11 protein-coding genes are annotated in these 14,515 nt (G+C 41.2%); 3 read left to right on the top strand and 8 right to left on the bottom strand.

Going from position 1 to position 14,515, the window contains the following annotated elements; genetic code table 11:
* Positions 1-10: 10 nt before the first annotated feature.
* Both IGI50_RS17235 and IGI50_RS17230 read right to left on the bottom strand, forming a co-directional pair.
* Entirely contained in the window at positions 11-733 is a 723-nt protein-coding gene (locus IGI50_RS17235; RefSeq protein WP_438777848.1) for an amino acid ABC transporter ATP-binding protein, read from the bottom strand.
* Positions 726-2,177, bottom strand: a complete 1,452-nt coding sequence (locus tag IGI50_RS17230) for an ABC transporter substrate-binding protein/permease (RefSeq protein ID WP_218257557.1) — start codon at positions 2,175-2,177, stop codon at positions 726-728. The genes IGI50_RS17235 and IGI50_RS17230 overlap by 8 nt, the downstream gene beginning before the upstream one ends.
* Before the next feature lie 141 nt (positions 2,178-2,318).
* On the opposite strand from IGI50_RS17230, the gene IGI50_RS17225 reads away from it, so the two are divergent.
* Complete coding sequence (locus tag IGI50_RS17225; protein WP_438777846.1) at positions 2,319-3,401, top strand: iron-containing alcohol dehydrogenase family protein; 1,083 nt, start codon at positions 2,319-2,321, stop codon at positions 3,399-3,401.
* 335 nt (positions 3,402-3,736) lie between these two features.
* Here IGI50_RS17225 and IGI50_RS17220 read toward each other — a convergent pair whose 3' ends face one another.
* Positions 3,737-5,542 carry a hypothetical protein gene (locus IGI50_RS17220; protein WP_438777844.1) on the bottom strand — a complete coding sequence of 602 codons (1,806 nt, stop codon included), beginning with the start codon at positions 5,540-5,542 and terminating at the stop codon, positions 3,737-3,739.
* Positions 5,539-6,072, bottom strand: a complete 534-nt coding sequence (locus IGI50_RS17215) for a GNAT family N-acetyltransferase (RefSeq protein ID WP_438778432.1) — start codon at positions 6,070-6,072, stop codon at positions 5,539-5,541. Before IGI50_RS17215 ends, IGI50_RS17220 begins: the two co-directional genes overlap by 4 nt.
* Before the next feature lie 397 nt (positions 6,073-6,469).
* Here IGI50_RS17215 and IGI50_RS17210 point away from each other — a divergent pair, with 397 nt between their 5' ends.
* On the top strand, positions 6,470-7,900 hold the full coding sequence (locus tag IGI50_RS17210; RefSeq protein ID WP_218257553.1) for a basic amino acid/polyamine antiporter: 1,431 nt from the start codon (positions 6,470-6,472) through the stop codon (positions 7,898-7,900).
* A 70-nt stretch (positions 7,901-7,970) separates the two neighbouring features.
* Here the strand turns inward: IGI50_RS17210 and menA (IGI50_RS17205) are convergent, their stop codons facing one another.
* The 4 genes from menA (IGI50_RS17205) to pplA form a co-directional block, all read right to left on the bottom strand.
* Positions 7,971-8,957: a 1,4-dihydroxy-2-naphthoate polyprenyltransferase gene (gene menA / locus IGI50_RS17205; protein ID WP_438777843.1), complete on the bottom strand. Its 987-nt coding sequence runs from the start codon at positions 8,955-8,957 to the stop codon at positions 7,971-7,973.
* Positions 8,958-9,051: 94 nt separating this feature from the next.
* Positions 9,052-10,002 carry a 1,4-dihydroxy-2-naphthoate polyprenyltransferase gene (gene menA, locus IGI50_RS17200; RefSeq protein WP_438777841.1) on the bottom strand — a complete coding sequence of 317 codons (951 nt, stop codon included), beginning with the start codon at positions 10,000-10,002 and terminating at the stop codon, positions 9,052-9,054.
* Position 10,003: 1 nt separating this feature from the next.
* A complete protein-coding gene (locus IGI50_RS17195) occupies positions 10,004-11,068 on the bottom strand; it encodes an FAD:protein FMN transferase (protein ID WP_438777839.1) in 1,065 nt (354 codons plus the stop codon).
* A 279-nt stretch (positions 11,069-11,347) separates the two neighbouring features.
* Positions 11,348-12,247, bottom strand: coding sequence for an extracellular electron transfer flavoprotein PplA (gene pplA, locus IGI50_RS17190; RefSeq protein WP_438777837.1), 900 nt, complete (start codon positions 12,245-12,247; stop codon positions 11,348-11,350).
* Between the two features lie 260 nt (positions 12,248-12,507).
* Here pplA and IGI50_RS17185 point away from each other — a divergent pair, with 260 nt between their 5' ends.
* Positions 12,508-14,463, top strand: a complete 1,956-nt coding sequence (locus IGI50_RS17185; RefSeq protein ID WP_218257548.1) for an FAD-dependent oxidoreductase — start codon at positions 12,508-12,510, stop codon at positions 14,461-14,463.
* The last annotated feature ends 52 nt before the right edge of the window (positions 14,464-14,515 follow it).

The following is a 14,515-nucleotide window of genomic DNA, read 5'->3' as shown; positions in this document are numbered from 1 at the left end:
CCTCGTATACCTACAATACTTTATTCAAGAAATCCTGCGTCCGACTGTTTTGCGGACGATCAAAGATTTCCTCTGGTGTGCCCTCTTCTTGTATAATGCCGTCCGCCATGAAAATCACACGATCCGCCACTTCCTTGGCAAAACCCATTTCGTGAGTCACCACTACCATGGTCATTCCTTTTTTCGCTAAATCCTGCATAACCGCCAGTACTTCACCCACCATTTCCGGGTCAAGGGCAGAAGTTGGCTCATCGAACAGCATTACATCAGGGTTCATAGCTAAGGCACGGGCAATCGCTACCCGCTGCTGTTGACCGCCGGATAAGTTACTAGGATAGCTGTCAGCTTTTTCCTTCAAGCCCACTTGATCCAATAAAGCTAACGCCTGATCCTTCGCCTTGGTCGGATCTTCTTTTTTGATCTTCACTGGTGTGATTGTCAAATTCTCTAAGACACTCATATGAGGAAACAAATTGAAGCTTTGGAACACCATTCCCATTTTCTGGCGAATTTGATCGATATTGCTGTCAGGAGCCGTGATGTTTTGCCCTTCGAAAAAGATCTCACCTGACGTTGGTACTTCTAATAAATTCAAGCAGCGTAATATCGTACTTTTTCCGCTCCCTGAAGGCCCAATGATGACCACCACTTCGCCTTCTTTAACGGTAAGATCGATGGATTTCAAGACTTCATTATCGCCAAAACTTTTGGACAGTTGTTTTACATTAATCATTCAGACCCATTCTCCTTTCAACTAACCCTAATAGACGGGAAATACAGAAGGTCATTACAAAGTAGATCAGCGATACTAAGACGTACGGTAAGAACGGCTTGAAGCTGGCGCCCTGTACCACGCCTGTCTGGAAGATCAATTCTGATACGCCGATAACAGAGACTACTGAAGATTCTTTTATGATCGTTACGAATTCATTCCCCAGTGCCGGCAATATATTTTTGATGGCTTGCGGGAAGACAATATAGCGCATCGCTTCCTTTTGATTCATTCCTAATGAACGTGCGGCTTCCATCTGCCCTTTGTTCACAGCGTTGATCCCTGCACGAACGATTTCCGCGACGTAGGCTGCGCTGTTTAACGATACTGCAATACAACCTGCCAGCAATTTCGACAAGTCTAGACCTAGGACCCCTGTCCCGAAATACACGATGAAGATTTGTACCAGTAATGGTGTTCCCCGAACATATTCAATATAGATGACCGCCAGCGCCTTTAAGATCTTGCTCTTGCTCAGCTTCATCAATGCCAATAAACTACCAAAAATCAATCCAAATAAGACCCCAACAAATGCTAATAAAATCGTGTATTTAGCCCCACTTAGATAGTAAGGCCCATATTTTTGCAAGAAGGACTTCTCTCCTTGGAACATCAATTCGTTGGCCTCTTTTTGATAGCCCTTTAGCAAATCATCGTCGTTGATGGTCTTGATTGACGCGTTGACATGCTTTTTCAATTCCGGTGTGTTCTTCGACATGGCGATCGCCGTGACTTTTTCTCCCTGCTCAAATTTCACTGGGGCTAACTCCACATTGTCGCTTTGTTGCACATACGCTTCGGCTACGGGCTGCTCCAGCACGACCGCCTCAACCTTTTTATTCAGCAGGTTGTTTATTAAATCAGGAACCTTTTGTAGCGAGGTCGGTTCCGCTCCAGTCATTTCATTTTTAACTAAATCCTCTTGAGTCGTTTGTTTTTGCGCGCCGACTGCTAAACCATTGAAATCTGCCGTCGTCTTGAACTTATTCTTATCGCCCTTGCGAACCAAAACCTTTTGTTGAACCACGAAATAAGGATCAGAAAAATCCACTTCCTTCAACCGTTCCTCCGTAATCGACATCCCAGATATGACCAAATCGATCTTACCTGTCTTCAGTGCTCCTAACAGAGCATCAAAGCCAAGCTCTTCGATTTTAAGTTTTACACCCATATCCTTTGCTATTTTTTCTGCGATTGACACATCGAAGCCGACGATTTTATCCTTTCCATCTACCTCTGCGTGAAACTCATAAGGGGCATAATCTGCCGACAATCCAACGACTAATTCTCCGCTCTGTTGAATTCGTTCGTAAATTTCATCCTTTTCTGCTCCTTGTGCCTTTACCGGTAAAAAACTGAACAGCATTAGTACAACCGTCAGCAATACACCAATTCTCTTTTTCATCCATCCCGCTCCTTTGAATCATAATGTATAATAATATAAAATTAATAGAATAAATATGCAAAAAACGACTTGAATTCATACTACCATAATAGTTATAATAAAAAAAGAATTATCTAAAAAAATAATGAAAGAAGTTTTCTGATGACAAAACAACTGATTGTACGCGGTGCGCCGCAAGAATACGAGCTAAAAACAAAGGCTTGGGATTCGTTACAAATGCATTTAAATAGAAGAAATATTGAGAATGTTCTCATTCTCCACGGAGAATCCTCATGGAAAGCAGTAAAAACTTACTTTCCTGAACTATCAATAACAAAAACCTTTCATTACTATGGTGGACAATGTACAGATGCAGCTGCAGAAGAATTTGCGTCTTTATGCAAAGAAAAGGCATTTGATGGAATCATCGCTGTGGGAGGGGGAAAAGTAGCCGATCTAGGAAAATTCGCGGCCTACAAAGCACAGCTGCCGATTATTATTTTACCGACATTGGCCGCTACCTGTGCCGCCTATACACCCTTAAGTGTGGTCTATAATGAAGCCGGCGTGATGCTACGTTACGATATCTTCCCGAAAGCTAGTGATCTAGTACTGATCGATCCGGCAATTATTTTAGAATCGCCTCGCCCGCTAATGATCGCAGGCATCGGGGATACTCTAGCCAAATGGTATGAATCCCGTGCCATCATCTCTCAGTTAAGTGTGAAACCCGTCGAGGTACAAGTCGCGGAGTTCGCGGCAAAGCAGTGTCGACAGATTCTCCTTGAGAAAAGCGAAGCCGCTCTACACGCGATGGAACAAGGTCAAATCAATCAAGCATTCATTGACGTCGTTGAGGCGAATATTCTATTAGCAGGTATGGTGGGCGGCTTTGGCGATGAATACGGGCGCACTGCCGGCGCTCATTCGATTCACGATGCCTTGACTGTCTTACCTGAAAGTCACCAGCAGCTTCATGGAAACAAAGTTGCTTATGGCATTCTTGTGCAGTTAATGATTGAAGACAATCAGACTGAGATTCAGCAGTTGCTGCCCTTTTACCACCAACTGAACCTGCCGACTAGCCTGAAAGCAATGAATCTATATCTAACAGAAGAGGACTACCAAGCTGTTGCGGAACGGGCCTGCACGCCAGGCGAAATGATTCATTTAATGAAGGAAACCATCACCCCTGAATTAGTCATTCAAAAAATGAAGGCTTTAGAAGATTGGATGAAGGGATAAGAAAAAGATGATTTCAGTTTTCCTATAAGGAAATTGAAATCATCTTTTTTGGTCTAGCTCCGTTAAAAAGTAAAAAAAAGATACTTATAAAGCAAAGTATCTTTTAAAAAATTTTCCCAGTTCTAATGGCATAAATAGTTAAGGAAATTAGAATGAACAACGCCAACATTTCCAATAGAAAGTCGGTGGCTTTTACTTCGTTTTTCGAAGTGTTCCTCTCTCGTTTCATTGTGCTATTAGGGCCCTCCTTACGTGTACAATGCAAGGATAGCAAACCATTGGTATAGGCTCGTAACAATTCCTAATGAATTTCATTAGAATACTATTAGCTGATTCTAATTTAATTGCTCTTTACTTTCAAACAATTGGTTCTGAGCATTCCTAACGATCAACGCCACACCCAGCAGCTCAATTAATTGAATCAGTGGTACACCTGCCCCTGTATAGAAAAACATGAACAGGCCTTTTCCACCTGGCGCCCAAGTCGAAAACCACGATACACCAAATAAGTAAAGTAGATAGGTCAGCAGTAAGCCTAGAAGAATAATCAAATAATCCGCTAAAACCTTGCGGGTCTTTTGCCGTTTGAAAAAGCCTGTCGCAAAAATCACTCCGGCCGCTAAACTGACAAGCAGCAAAACAGGTGCTACGATTCGGTATAACCAGATGATTCCATTGATGATAATCACTACTGGCTTTGTACGCTTTTCATCTGCCTTCATGCCTTTCTTAACTGTCGAAACAGAACGAACATTCAACAGGTCTAAAACGACTTGAGCAGGTTGATCTGGCATAAAAATCGATCCGCCATAGCTAGTCTGATAGCTCTTGTAAAGAGTCGTTTCCAAAATTCCAGAACGCATGTAAGCAAAAACCTTTCCCATATCTTCCGGCTTTTTCCCATTGCTCTGTTTCGAAACGAAGAACATTTTTTTCTTCTTCAACGCCCCAGACTTAAAGCCCTCTGAAAGCTCTTGATTGATCTTTTTAAAAACTTTTTCATTCTCACGACCATTTTTATATAATCCTTCATGCTGAAACATCTCTCGTAAGCCCCAGACAAACATATCACCCGGCAGCTCACCATTTTTTACCGGCCAAGAATCCGGCCAAATCGACTCGTTCAACATCCAATCGATCCCTTTTCGATATTTCGCAAAGGTTGGAGACACCTTTTGTGCTTCTGCAAAAGTTTTTTTCGAGACCCAAATGCCGCTGTTTTCAGCAGTTTCCTTAGAATCGTACTTGCTGTTGTCAATCTGAATCAAATTTTCTGTCAGCTTGGCAAAGGATGTTTTCGTCCGATCGTTCGTCGTAAAAATCCCGTAGTAATTCTGATTCATTTTTGAAATCACTAAGGATTCTCCTAAGGTTAAAAATATCGGAGAAATCAGTAATAAGAGGTTTCCAATGAGCTTTTGCTTATTCGTTTTCCTCAGTAAATGCCAAAAAGTGTGTACGCCTTCTTTCATGGACGTCCCCAGTGGCTGGTTCTGTACAATCATTCCAAAGAATGTGCAGATCGTTGCTACAATATAAAGCGGCAATAACCAGATGGAGTCTTCTCGCAGATACCAGAAAAACGGAAAAGCAAGCATCAATAAAATCGACCAGGGGATTCTTTTTTTGATGGTTTCTTTTCTCCGCAAATACAGCCCTAGAATTCCGGCTAAAACTGCGAGTACCGCCGCAAAGACCAGACTATTCCGATACACCCGCAGCGAAAAATCTGAAGTCAACGTTGCCGGCGAGTAGATTAGGAATAAGAAGCCTAAGCCGCTGAGATACTTATTTTTAATTAACGGTGCCAACGCCTTGATCATAGCAAAAGCTGCACCGATATTCACTAAACACAAGAACAACGGATAAGACAAGTGTGAAAAATGATTCACAAGCAAAAAGAATGTAAAGGATAACCCTTTCGTTAATGTTCCAGTGCCGTAATCCCCCAACCATTTTCCATCTAAAATGGTCAGTGCTTGATTGATCGACAGTGCGTCATCATATCCTGCCTGCATATAAATTTTGACTGGCATCAACACCGCCAGTCCTAGTCGAAAAATAACCGCAAAGACAAAAACGCCGATCATGATTCTTTTCATCATTAACGAATCGAGTTTAGCTAATTTTTCTTTCATCATAGCTTAGCAAAAGGGATAAACGCAGGTAATTTCCCTTCTGTCTCCGTCATAAATTTTTGAAGCCAGACAACATCATGCCATTGATCAAACTTATAGCCAATGGCTGGAAAACGAGCCACCTCTTGGTAACCAAGTTTCTCATGAAATTTCAAGCTGCCCGCATTGCCGCCAGTAATACAAGCGGTTAAAATGGCCACATTCTGCTTTTTCAATATTTCTTCCAAGGTCTGATATAAAAGCTTTCCAGCGCCATTGCCACGTTTCTTGCGATCCACATAAACACTGACTTCAACGGCCCAATCATAAGCTGCCCTGTCTTTATAGGCATGCGCATAGGCGTAGCCTAAAATGTGCCCCTTTTCTTCAGCGACAACATAAGGATATCTTTCCAAGGTTTCTTGGATTCGTTGGACAAACTCCTCTGGACCTGGTACGTCATAATCAAAGGTAATCGTCGTCTCTTCAACATAAGGCGCGTAGATTGCGACCAATGCAGACGCGTCCTCTGGTGTTGCTACTCGAATGTCAATCATCTTAGCCCCCCTCGCTGGTTCAATTTTATCACTCCGCCAATTAAAAAAACACCCTCTCTAAAAAAGAAACGTAGAAATTCTTAATAATTATCCCATTTCTTAATGAAAATAACGCTCTACTTAATCCCTTAATCGGCTGTATCAAACATAGTAATAATAACAACAAAAAGAAGCGATATTCTATTATTTAGAATAAATGATAATAAAATGATGGTTCTCTAATGATCAGGTCGTTTAGTTTCACCCCTTCTTTATGGTTATTTTTCTATAAATATGCTTATATAGAAAGAGTGTTTCTTAAAACATTCGGCTTGCTGTTTCAAATAATGGAATACTGAAAGTTTGCAGGCAGTTAGATAAAAAAATGAACGTATTACGAATTAGGAGAATAGTTATGGAACAGAATCAAGTACCTGACAATCATACGAAAGAGCTGAGCCTGTTAGGCCTAAGTATGATCGTCATCGGGTCAATGCTTGGAGGCGGCGTCTTTAATCTGCCCAGCAGCATTTCCCAGTCAGCTGGTGTGGTGGCTTCCTTATTGGCGTGGCTGATTACTGGTGTTGGGGTATTCTTTATCGCAAAGGTCTTTCAAACCCTCTCGAAGGAAGAGCCTGAGATTATCGGCGGCATTTATTATTATGCTAAAGATGGCTTTGGGGACTATATCGGCTTCAACTCTGCTTGGGGATACTGGCTAAGTAACATTATCGGGAACGTTTCCTTTGTCATCCTCTTTTTAGATGCTTTGAGCAAATTTATTCCCTCTATTGGCGGTTCAGGGGGACAAATCGGATTGTTTCTAGGCACCTTCATGATTTGGGGAGTTATCTTTTTAGTGGCTCGTGGTATTCGCACCGCTAGTATTTTGAACACGATCGCCACAAGCGCAAAGGTCGTTCCGATCTTATTAGCAATTTTTCTTTTATTTGTCCATTTTAAATACCAGACCTTTTCGATGGATGTCTTCGCCAAAAATATGATGCTTAACGGAAAACAGTTAGGCAGCATTCCGACACAAATTCGTCACGCGATGCTGCAAACAATGTGGGTTTTCGTTGGGATCGAAGGTGCGGTGGTTTTATCAGGACGTGCCAAACGTGCCCGTGATGTAGGGCGTGCAACATTGATTGGGTATTCTACAACACTGGCGATTTATGTTTTAATCGTTATGCTAAGCTTCGGCTCATTGCCGCAGGAGCAGCTGGCAAACTTACCGAGTCCTTCACTCAGTGGTGTTCTGCGGGCATCGACCGGCCCTTGGGCTGGCAGTATGATCGATATCGGTGTCATTATTTCCGTCTTAGGCGCCTGGATTTCTTGGACGATTTTAGCTGCTGAAATTTCTTTTGATGCGGCTCAGGATAAGATGTTCCCTGCTTTCTTAGGTAAAGCCAACAAGCAAAATGCTCCCGTAAACGCACTAGTACTGAATGGCGTAATCATGCAAATCGTCTTTTTAATTTCTCGCTGGGCGATGGATGCCTTTCAAGCAGTAACAGATACGGCGACCACAATGGTGTTAGTTCCTTATGTCTTGTCCGCCGCTTTTTTATGGCAGGTTGCTAAAGGTAAAAAACATAAAAATCAACAATTTTTAGCTCTTGGAGGAATCATTTATGGCTTTTATATGCTCTATTCCTCTGGCATCTTGAATTTGCTTTACTGCATTGGGATCTATGCATTAGGCTTTGTTTTCTGGTTATGGAACAGTCATACTTATAAGCGACCGGTCTTCGCCACCAAGCGAGACAAGCTGTTATTTGCGATTGTTACTATTTTAGGAATCGTCAGTCTGATCGTTCTTTTGTTGCAATTACGTTAGGAAGCTGGACATCCCCTCTTCCTCTACCTAAAAAATGAGCCAGTGATTATTTAAATCACTGGCTCATTTTTTAGATATACTGCAACATCATGGTTACCAAAAGCCCCAATGCGTAGCAGCTGTTAAAGACAATTAAATTTTCAACAGACATAGGAAAGGTTTTGCTTTTTATTTGTTCTCGCGTGAAAACTTTGGTTTGCGGGATCACCTTTACAAGGCTGATGAAGGTGATCAAGATCGGCCACTGATAAATCTCGGCGATTAATCCAACAAGAATCACACCATAGCAGCTGTACATCAAAAAATTGAACAATCGAACACCCCACTCGCGTCCAATATAAAAGGGCAATGTATAGCGATGATTTTCAATATCCTGTTCCAAATCGCTTAAATTGTTCGCCAACATGATATTGGCAATAGTCAGCATCAATGGCAGGGCTGCCCAAATAACCGCAAGCACAGCCATCGTATTGCCTGTGATCGCAAAACGCTGTACGCTTAATTCCATATAAAATAGACGTAAATCATAGGTATTCAAATATATCGTAATAGCGAAGATCCCCAACCCCTCAGTAACACCACTAAATATTTCTCCTAACGGCATTCTTGAAAGTGGAATAGGCCCATAGGTATAAAACACACCGACAAAGAAGCAGGCCGCACCCATTGGCAAGAGCATCCAGCCCGTTTGAACCACTAGGATCAAACCCACGATCGCCGCAAAGCCTACCAAACCAAAAATAAGTCGTTGAATCTGCTTCTCCGATAAATTTTCTCGACCAATAAGGTTCTCTTCATATTTATATTTCTCCGAATGTGCTTTTAAATAATCCATATAATTATTGATAGCCGTAATCGCTAAATCAAAGGCAAACATGCCGAAAAAGAAAAAGAGCGTCTTTCCTGGATGGAAGGAGTGAAAATACGTATTAGTAAATAGAACGGCAATCACAAAAGGAAAGATGCCAGCGAATTTTGTACGTATTTGCACAAGCTCAAAGAAATGTTCTTTCGTCAATTTATTCTGACCAGCTTTTAGTTTCTTAGTATTGTCCATACGAACTCCCTAAATCATAAATTTTCCTATTTCTTCTATTATAAGTAAAGTATGCTCACCCTATCTTAATTGATAAGGTGAGCTAAAATTTCGACTAAACGATCCCCTGCAAAAGCAGCGTTACAAACAGACCAAGAGCATAACAACTATTAAACGAAACAAGATTCTTGATGGACATCACGAAGGTTCTGCTTTTCACCTGTTCTTTCGTAAAGGCTCTTGTTTGTGGATAGACTTTCACCAAACTAAGGAACGTGAGTAGAATTGGCCATTGGTAAATCCCAGCAAGCCAGCCTACTATGATCGCTCCATAACAGCTATACATCAAAAGGTTAAATAGAACGACCGCATTTTTCTTTCCTAAATAAAAGGGCAGCGTATAACGATGATTGGCGATATCCTGTTCTAAATCACAAAGATTATTTGCCAGCATAATATTCGCGATCGTGGCGATCAGAGGAAGTGAGGCCCACACAACTGCTAAAGCTGCCGTGGTACTTCCAGTAATTGCGAAATGCCGCAAGTTCAGCTCCATGAAAAAGAGTCTTTTGTCATAGGTATTCAAATAAATCGTAATCGCAAAAATCCCCAGACCCATGGTTACGCCGCTAAACACTTCTCCTAAAGGCATTCGCGATAATGGGATCGGACCAAATGTATAAAATACCCCGATGAAGCAGCAGGCACAGCCCATCACCAAAAGCAGCCAGCCTGTTTGCACAGCCAAGGTTAGTCCAACGATCGCCGCAAAACCGATCAAAGCAAAAATGATTAAAACAACGGTTCGTTCAGACAGCTGATCTTTTCCGATGACGTTTTCTTGATATTTGTATTCTTCAGAATGGGCCTTGCGAAAGTCCATATAATTATTGATCGCTGTCGTCGCCATATCAAAGGCAAGCATACCAAAAAAGAAAAAGAGAGTCTTTCCCCAATGAAAGGAATGAAAATAGCTGTTTGTAAACAACACCGCAATCAAAAAAGGAAATAAACTTGCTAATTTGGTACGAATCTCCACTAGATCAAAAAAGCTTTTTCTTGTCATATTATTTCAAATCCTTATCGTTGCCCATGGTGTATCCGGCTTCCTTGTTCAATTCAAAAACATCCTTCAAACCAGAAGTTACGTATACTTTATCGTCGCGAGTAACAAAAATTGCTTCCGTATCCTTCAGACTTTCCACGTACTGAATGCCCTCTTTTACCCCCATCGAAAAGACTGCCGTAGACAATCCATCGCCATCGATTGATTTTTTCGAGATGATCGTGACGCCAGCAATATCATTGTCAAAAGGATATCCTGTCTTAGGATTAAACAAATGGTGGTACGTTTTGCCATTGACTTCTAAATAACGTTCATAGATACCTGACGTTACCAGTGACATATTACTTTCTGGAACACTACCTAAAACGACATTACGAGCCTGATTAGGGTCTTGGATTCCTACCGTCCAGTCCTCTTTTTGATCCCCCCGAGGGCTATGCCCCATCACATAGACATTTCCGCCAAGGTCAATAATTGCCGTCGTTACGCCCTTTTCTTTTAGCACCTTCACGACTTCATCGGTAATATAACCTTTAGCGATCGCGCCTAAATCTAACTTCATTCCCTTTTCCTTCAAGTAGACAGATTTCTCTGAATCATTGAATTCAACCTCGTGATAATTGACTAATTTCAAGGCTTGATCAATTTCACTCTGATCAGGCTTACGAGCATCGGGAAAACCAATACGCCATAGTGAAGTGATCGAACCGATCGCCATATCAAAGCCACCCTTAGAGTCTTGACTATATTTGTAGGCTTCTTTAAGTAAGTAATACATGTCATCGCTTACCTTCACTGGCTTTACGCCCGCCTCTTGATTGATCGCATCGATTTCCGATCCTTCTTGATTCACCGTAATCTTATCAGCCAGCTCTTTTACTCGTTTGAAGGCAGGTTTTAATGCCGCTTCTTTGCCATCATCATAGATACGAATCTGGACATATGTACCCATTAAAAATTGTTTATCATCATAAGGCTTCTCATTTATTTTTGGCTTGTCGCTACCGCAAGCGGTCAACAAAATTGCAAGCAGCCCAAGTATCATCAACAGTGCACGTTTCTTCACGTTCATACTTCCTTTATCTATTTAAAATTTTGTCACCTTATCATAGCGTTTTTAGCAAGGTTTTCAAAGTATTTTTCATAATAAAATCGCAAACTCGTTTTGATTTACGATGCCAAATTACTACTTGTTCCACAGCAGCTCTTAAATCGTTTGAAAAGCTGGACAATCAAAATATTATTCTGTTCGGAATAAGCACTTTCAACCGATTATGCCTTCTTCCTCTTCAAAAAAAAGAGCTGGGAAACCCCAGCTCTTCCAAGATTCCCTAAATATCAGGAATTAATTTTTAGTTACGATGTTGTCTACTTGAATCGCTGTTGTGTTACCTTTTTCAGCAGCGTTCACTAATTGTGCAGCATATGTTTGGAAAGCATGTGAAGAATGAGTTGCACCAGTTACCACTTCGACTTCTGAAGGTGTTCCTTTTTCAACTAATCCTTTGTTTAATTCTTCGATGTATTCTTTTGGTCCTACACCGCTTTTTGCTTTCATGTTCTTTTCATAGTCAGCGTCATCTTTTTTAGATTTGCCGTCTTTATCTACCATGTCAAAGTTTGATTCAGTGATTTTTCCGCCAGCAACAGTTATGTTGAAGACCGTACGGTAACCGTTAGAGTAGTTCTTTTCTTCTAAAGTATACGTACCATCTTTCAAATCTGCGCCATTGTCGATCTCAATTGTATTCGTATCGCCAGCTTGAGCAGCTTGAACCAATTGTTGAGAGTAATTTTTAAAGCTTTCGCTTGAATGTGTCGCACCAGTAACTACTTCAACTGAATCTGGATTTTGTGTTTGTTCTAAAGATTTATTTAACGCAGGAATGTATTCTTTAGGACCTGTTTTTGTTTTTTCTTTCATGTTTTTTTCGTAATCAGCATCTTTTTGTTTTGATTTACCGTCTTCATTTAAGTAATCATAGTTTGATTTCGTAATTTTGCCATCTTTAACAGTCATGTCGAAAACTACACGGTACCCATTGCTATAATTCTTTTCTTCAAGTTTGTAGGTGCCATCCTTAAGATCAGCGCCTGCTACTTTTTCCGCTGGCTTCGCAGCTTCTGAAGAATTTGTTGAAGAGCTTGCAGCCGTATCTTTATCATTGTTTCCGCCACAAGCAGCTAACGCAAGTGTAGAAAACGCCACCACAGCAAATCCTGATACTATTTTTTTCATTTTCATGATTAAACTCCACCTTTACTATTTTATGTGATTCATTAAACAAGAATCATTCTAAATCACTATCCTAATTTTGTACATCCCTTTTTATATATAACCTACTTTTTCTAATTAATTTATTAAAAAAGACCCTATATTAGTTTATATTAATTCTAATAGACAAAGAAACCAACTATATGTATAATATATTCGATTGTTCAGGAGTTATCAATTCATTATTATTGTGCAGTCATTATCATTTACTAATAAGGAGCGGATTTTCAATGGCAAAACAGAAGATTGTCGTTGTGGGTGCAGGGTATGCAGGTGTCGCAGCAACGAAATTCATGGCCAAGAAGTTAAAAAAAGATGACGTTGAGATCACGTTGATTGATCGTCACTCTTACCATACAATGATGACCGAATTACACGAAGTAGCTGGCGGACGAGTAGAACCAGAAGCAGTTCAATATGATCTGCAACGGTTATTTGCTCGTAAGAAAAATGTTTCTCTTGTAACAGATACGGTGATCGGCATCGACAAAGAGAAGAAAATTGTTCAAACGAAATTAGGCAAGTATCCTTTTGATCAACTGATTATTGGTATGGGCGGTGAACCAAATGATTTTGGGACGCCTGGTGTTAAAGAACACGGATTTACCCTCTGGTCAATGGAGGACGCAATCAAAATCAGAAAGCATATCGAAGACACAGTTGCAAAAGCAGCGCTGGAGCCAGATGAAGCGACTCGTCGGGCAATGCTGACCTTCGTTGTCTGCGGTTCTGGATTCACCGGAATTGAAATGATCGGTGAATTAATGGAATGGAAAAATGTTTTAGCAAAAGAGCACAAGCTACGTCCTGAAGAATTCACTTTGATGGTTGTGGAAGCCCTACCGACTATTTTGAATATGCTTGACCGCAAAGATGCGGAAAAGGCCGAACGCTTCATGATGAAAAAAGGTATTCAATTGAAAAAAGGCGCGCCAATCACTGAAGTCACAGCAGATCATATTGTCTTAAAAGATGGTTCGCAAATTCCGACCAATACGTTGATTTGGACTGCTGGTGTAAAAGGAACGACAGATGCGGCTGATTTTGGATTAGAAGCAGCACGTGGTCAACGTCTATACGCCAATGAATTCATGCAAGCCAAAGGTTATGAAGACAAAGATATCTACATTGTCGGTGACTTGGTTTATTATGAAGAAAACAACGATGGCAAACCAACACCGCAAATTGTTCAAGCTGCTGAACAAACAGCGCATACTGCCGCAGCGAACATTGTAGCTAAAATTAAAAACACACCAAAACATGAGTTCAAGAGTAACTATCAAGGCTTCATGGTTTCCATCGGCTCTAAATGGGGTGTTGCCAACTTGATGGATAAAGTTCATTTAGCCGGCTTTATGGCAATCGTCATGAAACATATCGTTAACTTGAAATACTTCTTTGATATGCGTTCTGGTTACTATATGTTCCAATACATGATGCATGAATTTTTCCACATCAAAAACGATCGCAATGTTACTCGCGGCCATTCTTCTCGGTATGGGAACGTCCTTTGGAGCGTCCCATTGCGTGTCTTCTACGGCTCTATGTGGCTGATCGAAGCATCGAAAAAAGTCGTTGGCGATGGCAGTTATCTGAACCCAAGCTCTTGGTTTGGCAGCGGCTCATGGTTTACTGACAAAGTTGTCTTCCCCTTCCCTTGGCTACAAGAGCAAGTAACAACTGGTGCTTCTGCTGCTGGTTCGCATGCGGCTGAAGCTACGACTGCGGCGACTGGCGCTGCGGGCGGAGCAACTGACGCGGCAGCAACTGCGGCCACTCATTTCGGCTTCAACTATACGTTTGGCGAAAATCCAATGCCGGTTTTCGAAAAGATGCCTCATTGGTTCGCAAAAATCATGGAATTCATGATGCCAAATAAAGATGTCGCTTTGTTTATGCAGAAATTTATGACCTTTGTCGAAATCGGTATTGCATTAGCCTTAATCTTTGGTCTATTCACTTGGTTGGCCAATGCTGCAACGATCGGTTTAGTAATTGCTTTCTGCTTATCAGGCATGTTCTATTGGGTAAATATCTGGTTCATTCCAGTTGCCTTTGCTTTAATGAATGGTTCTGGTCGAGCACTTGGTTTGGATCGTTGGGTAATTCCTTGGATTCAGCGCACTGCCGGCAAATGGTGGTACGGAACACCGAGATCCATTTACGGAAAAGAAAATTCCAACTAATTTGACTGTTTAATAATGGAAAGTTCTAAAGGGCTTGTTTTTCTCTTTAGAA

Source organism: Enterococcus sp. DIV0170 (assembly GCF_051710765.1).
Taxonomy (GTDB): Bacteria; Bacillota; Bacilli; order Lactobacillales; family Enterococcaceae; genus Enterococcus_A; species Enterococcus_A raffinosus.
Note: the sequence above shows the minus strand (reverse complement) of the source record. Positions and strands in the feature narration are given on the sequence as shown.

Excerpts from the sequence above, each read along its gene's own strand:
- IGI50_RS17235 (WP_438777848.1), bottom strand. The coding sequence starts at position 733 with ATGATTAATGTAAAACAACTGTCCAAAAGTTTTGGCGATAATGAAGTC.
- IGI50_RS17230 (WP_218257557.1), bottom strand. The coding sequence starts at position 2,177 with ATGAAAAAGAGAATTGGTGTATTGCTGACGGTTGTACTAATGCTGTTC.
- IGI50_RS17225 (WP_438777846.1), top strand. The coding sequence starts at position 2,319 with ATGACAAAACAACTGATTGTACGCGGTGCGCCGCAAGAATACGAGCTA.
- IGI50_RS17220 (WP_438777844.1), bottom strand. The coding sequence starts at position 5,542 with ATGATGAAAGAAAAATTAGCTAAACTCGATTCGTTAATGATGAAAAGA.
- IGI50_RS17210 (WP_218257553.1), top strand. The coding sequence starts at position 6,470 with ATGGAACAGAATCAAGTACCTGACAATCATACGAAAGAGCTGAGCCTG.
- menA (WP_438777843.1), bottom strand. The coding sequence starts at position 8,957 with ATGGACAATACTAAGAAACTAAAAGCTGGTCAGAATAAATTGACGAAA.
- menA (WP_438777841.1), bottom strand. The coding sequence starts at position 10,002 with ATGACAAGAAAAAGCTTTTTTGATCTAGTGGAGATTCGTACCAAATTA.
- pplA (WP_438777837.1), bottom strand. The coding sequence starts at position 12,247 with ATGAAAATGAAAAAAATAGTATCAGGATTTGCTGTGGTGGCGTTTTCT.
- IGI50_RS17185 (WP_218257548.1), top strand. The coding sequence starts at position 12,508 with ATGGCAAAACAGAAGATTGTCGTTGTGGGTGCAGGGTATGCAGGTGTC.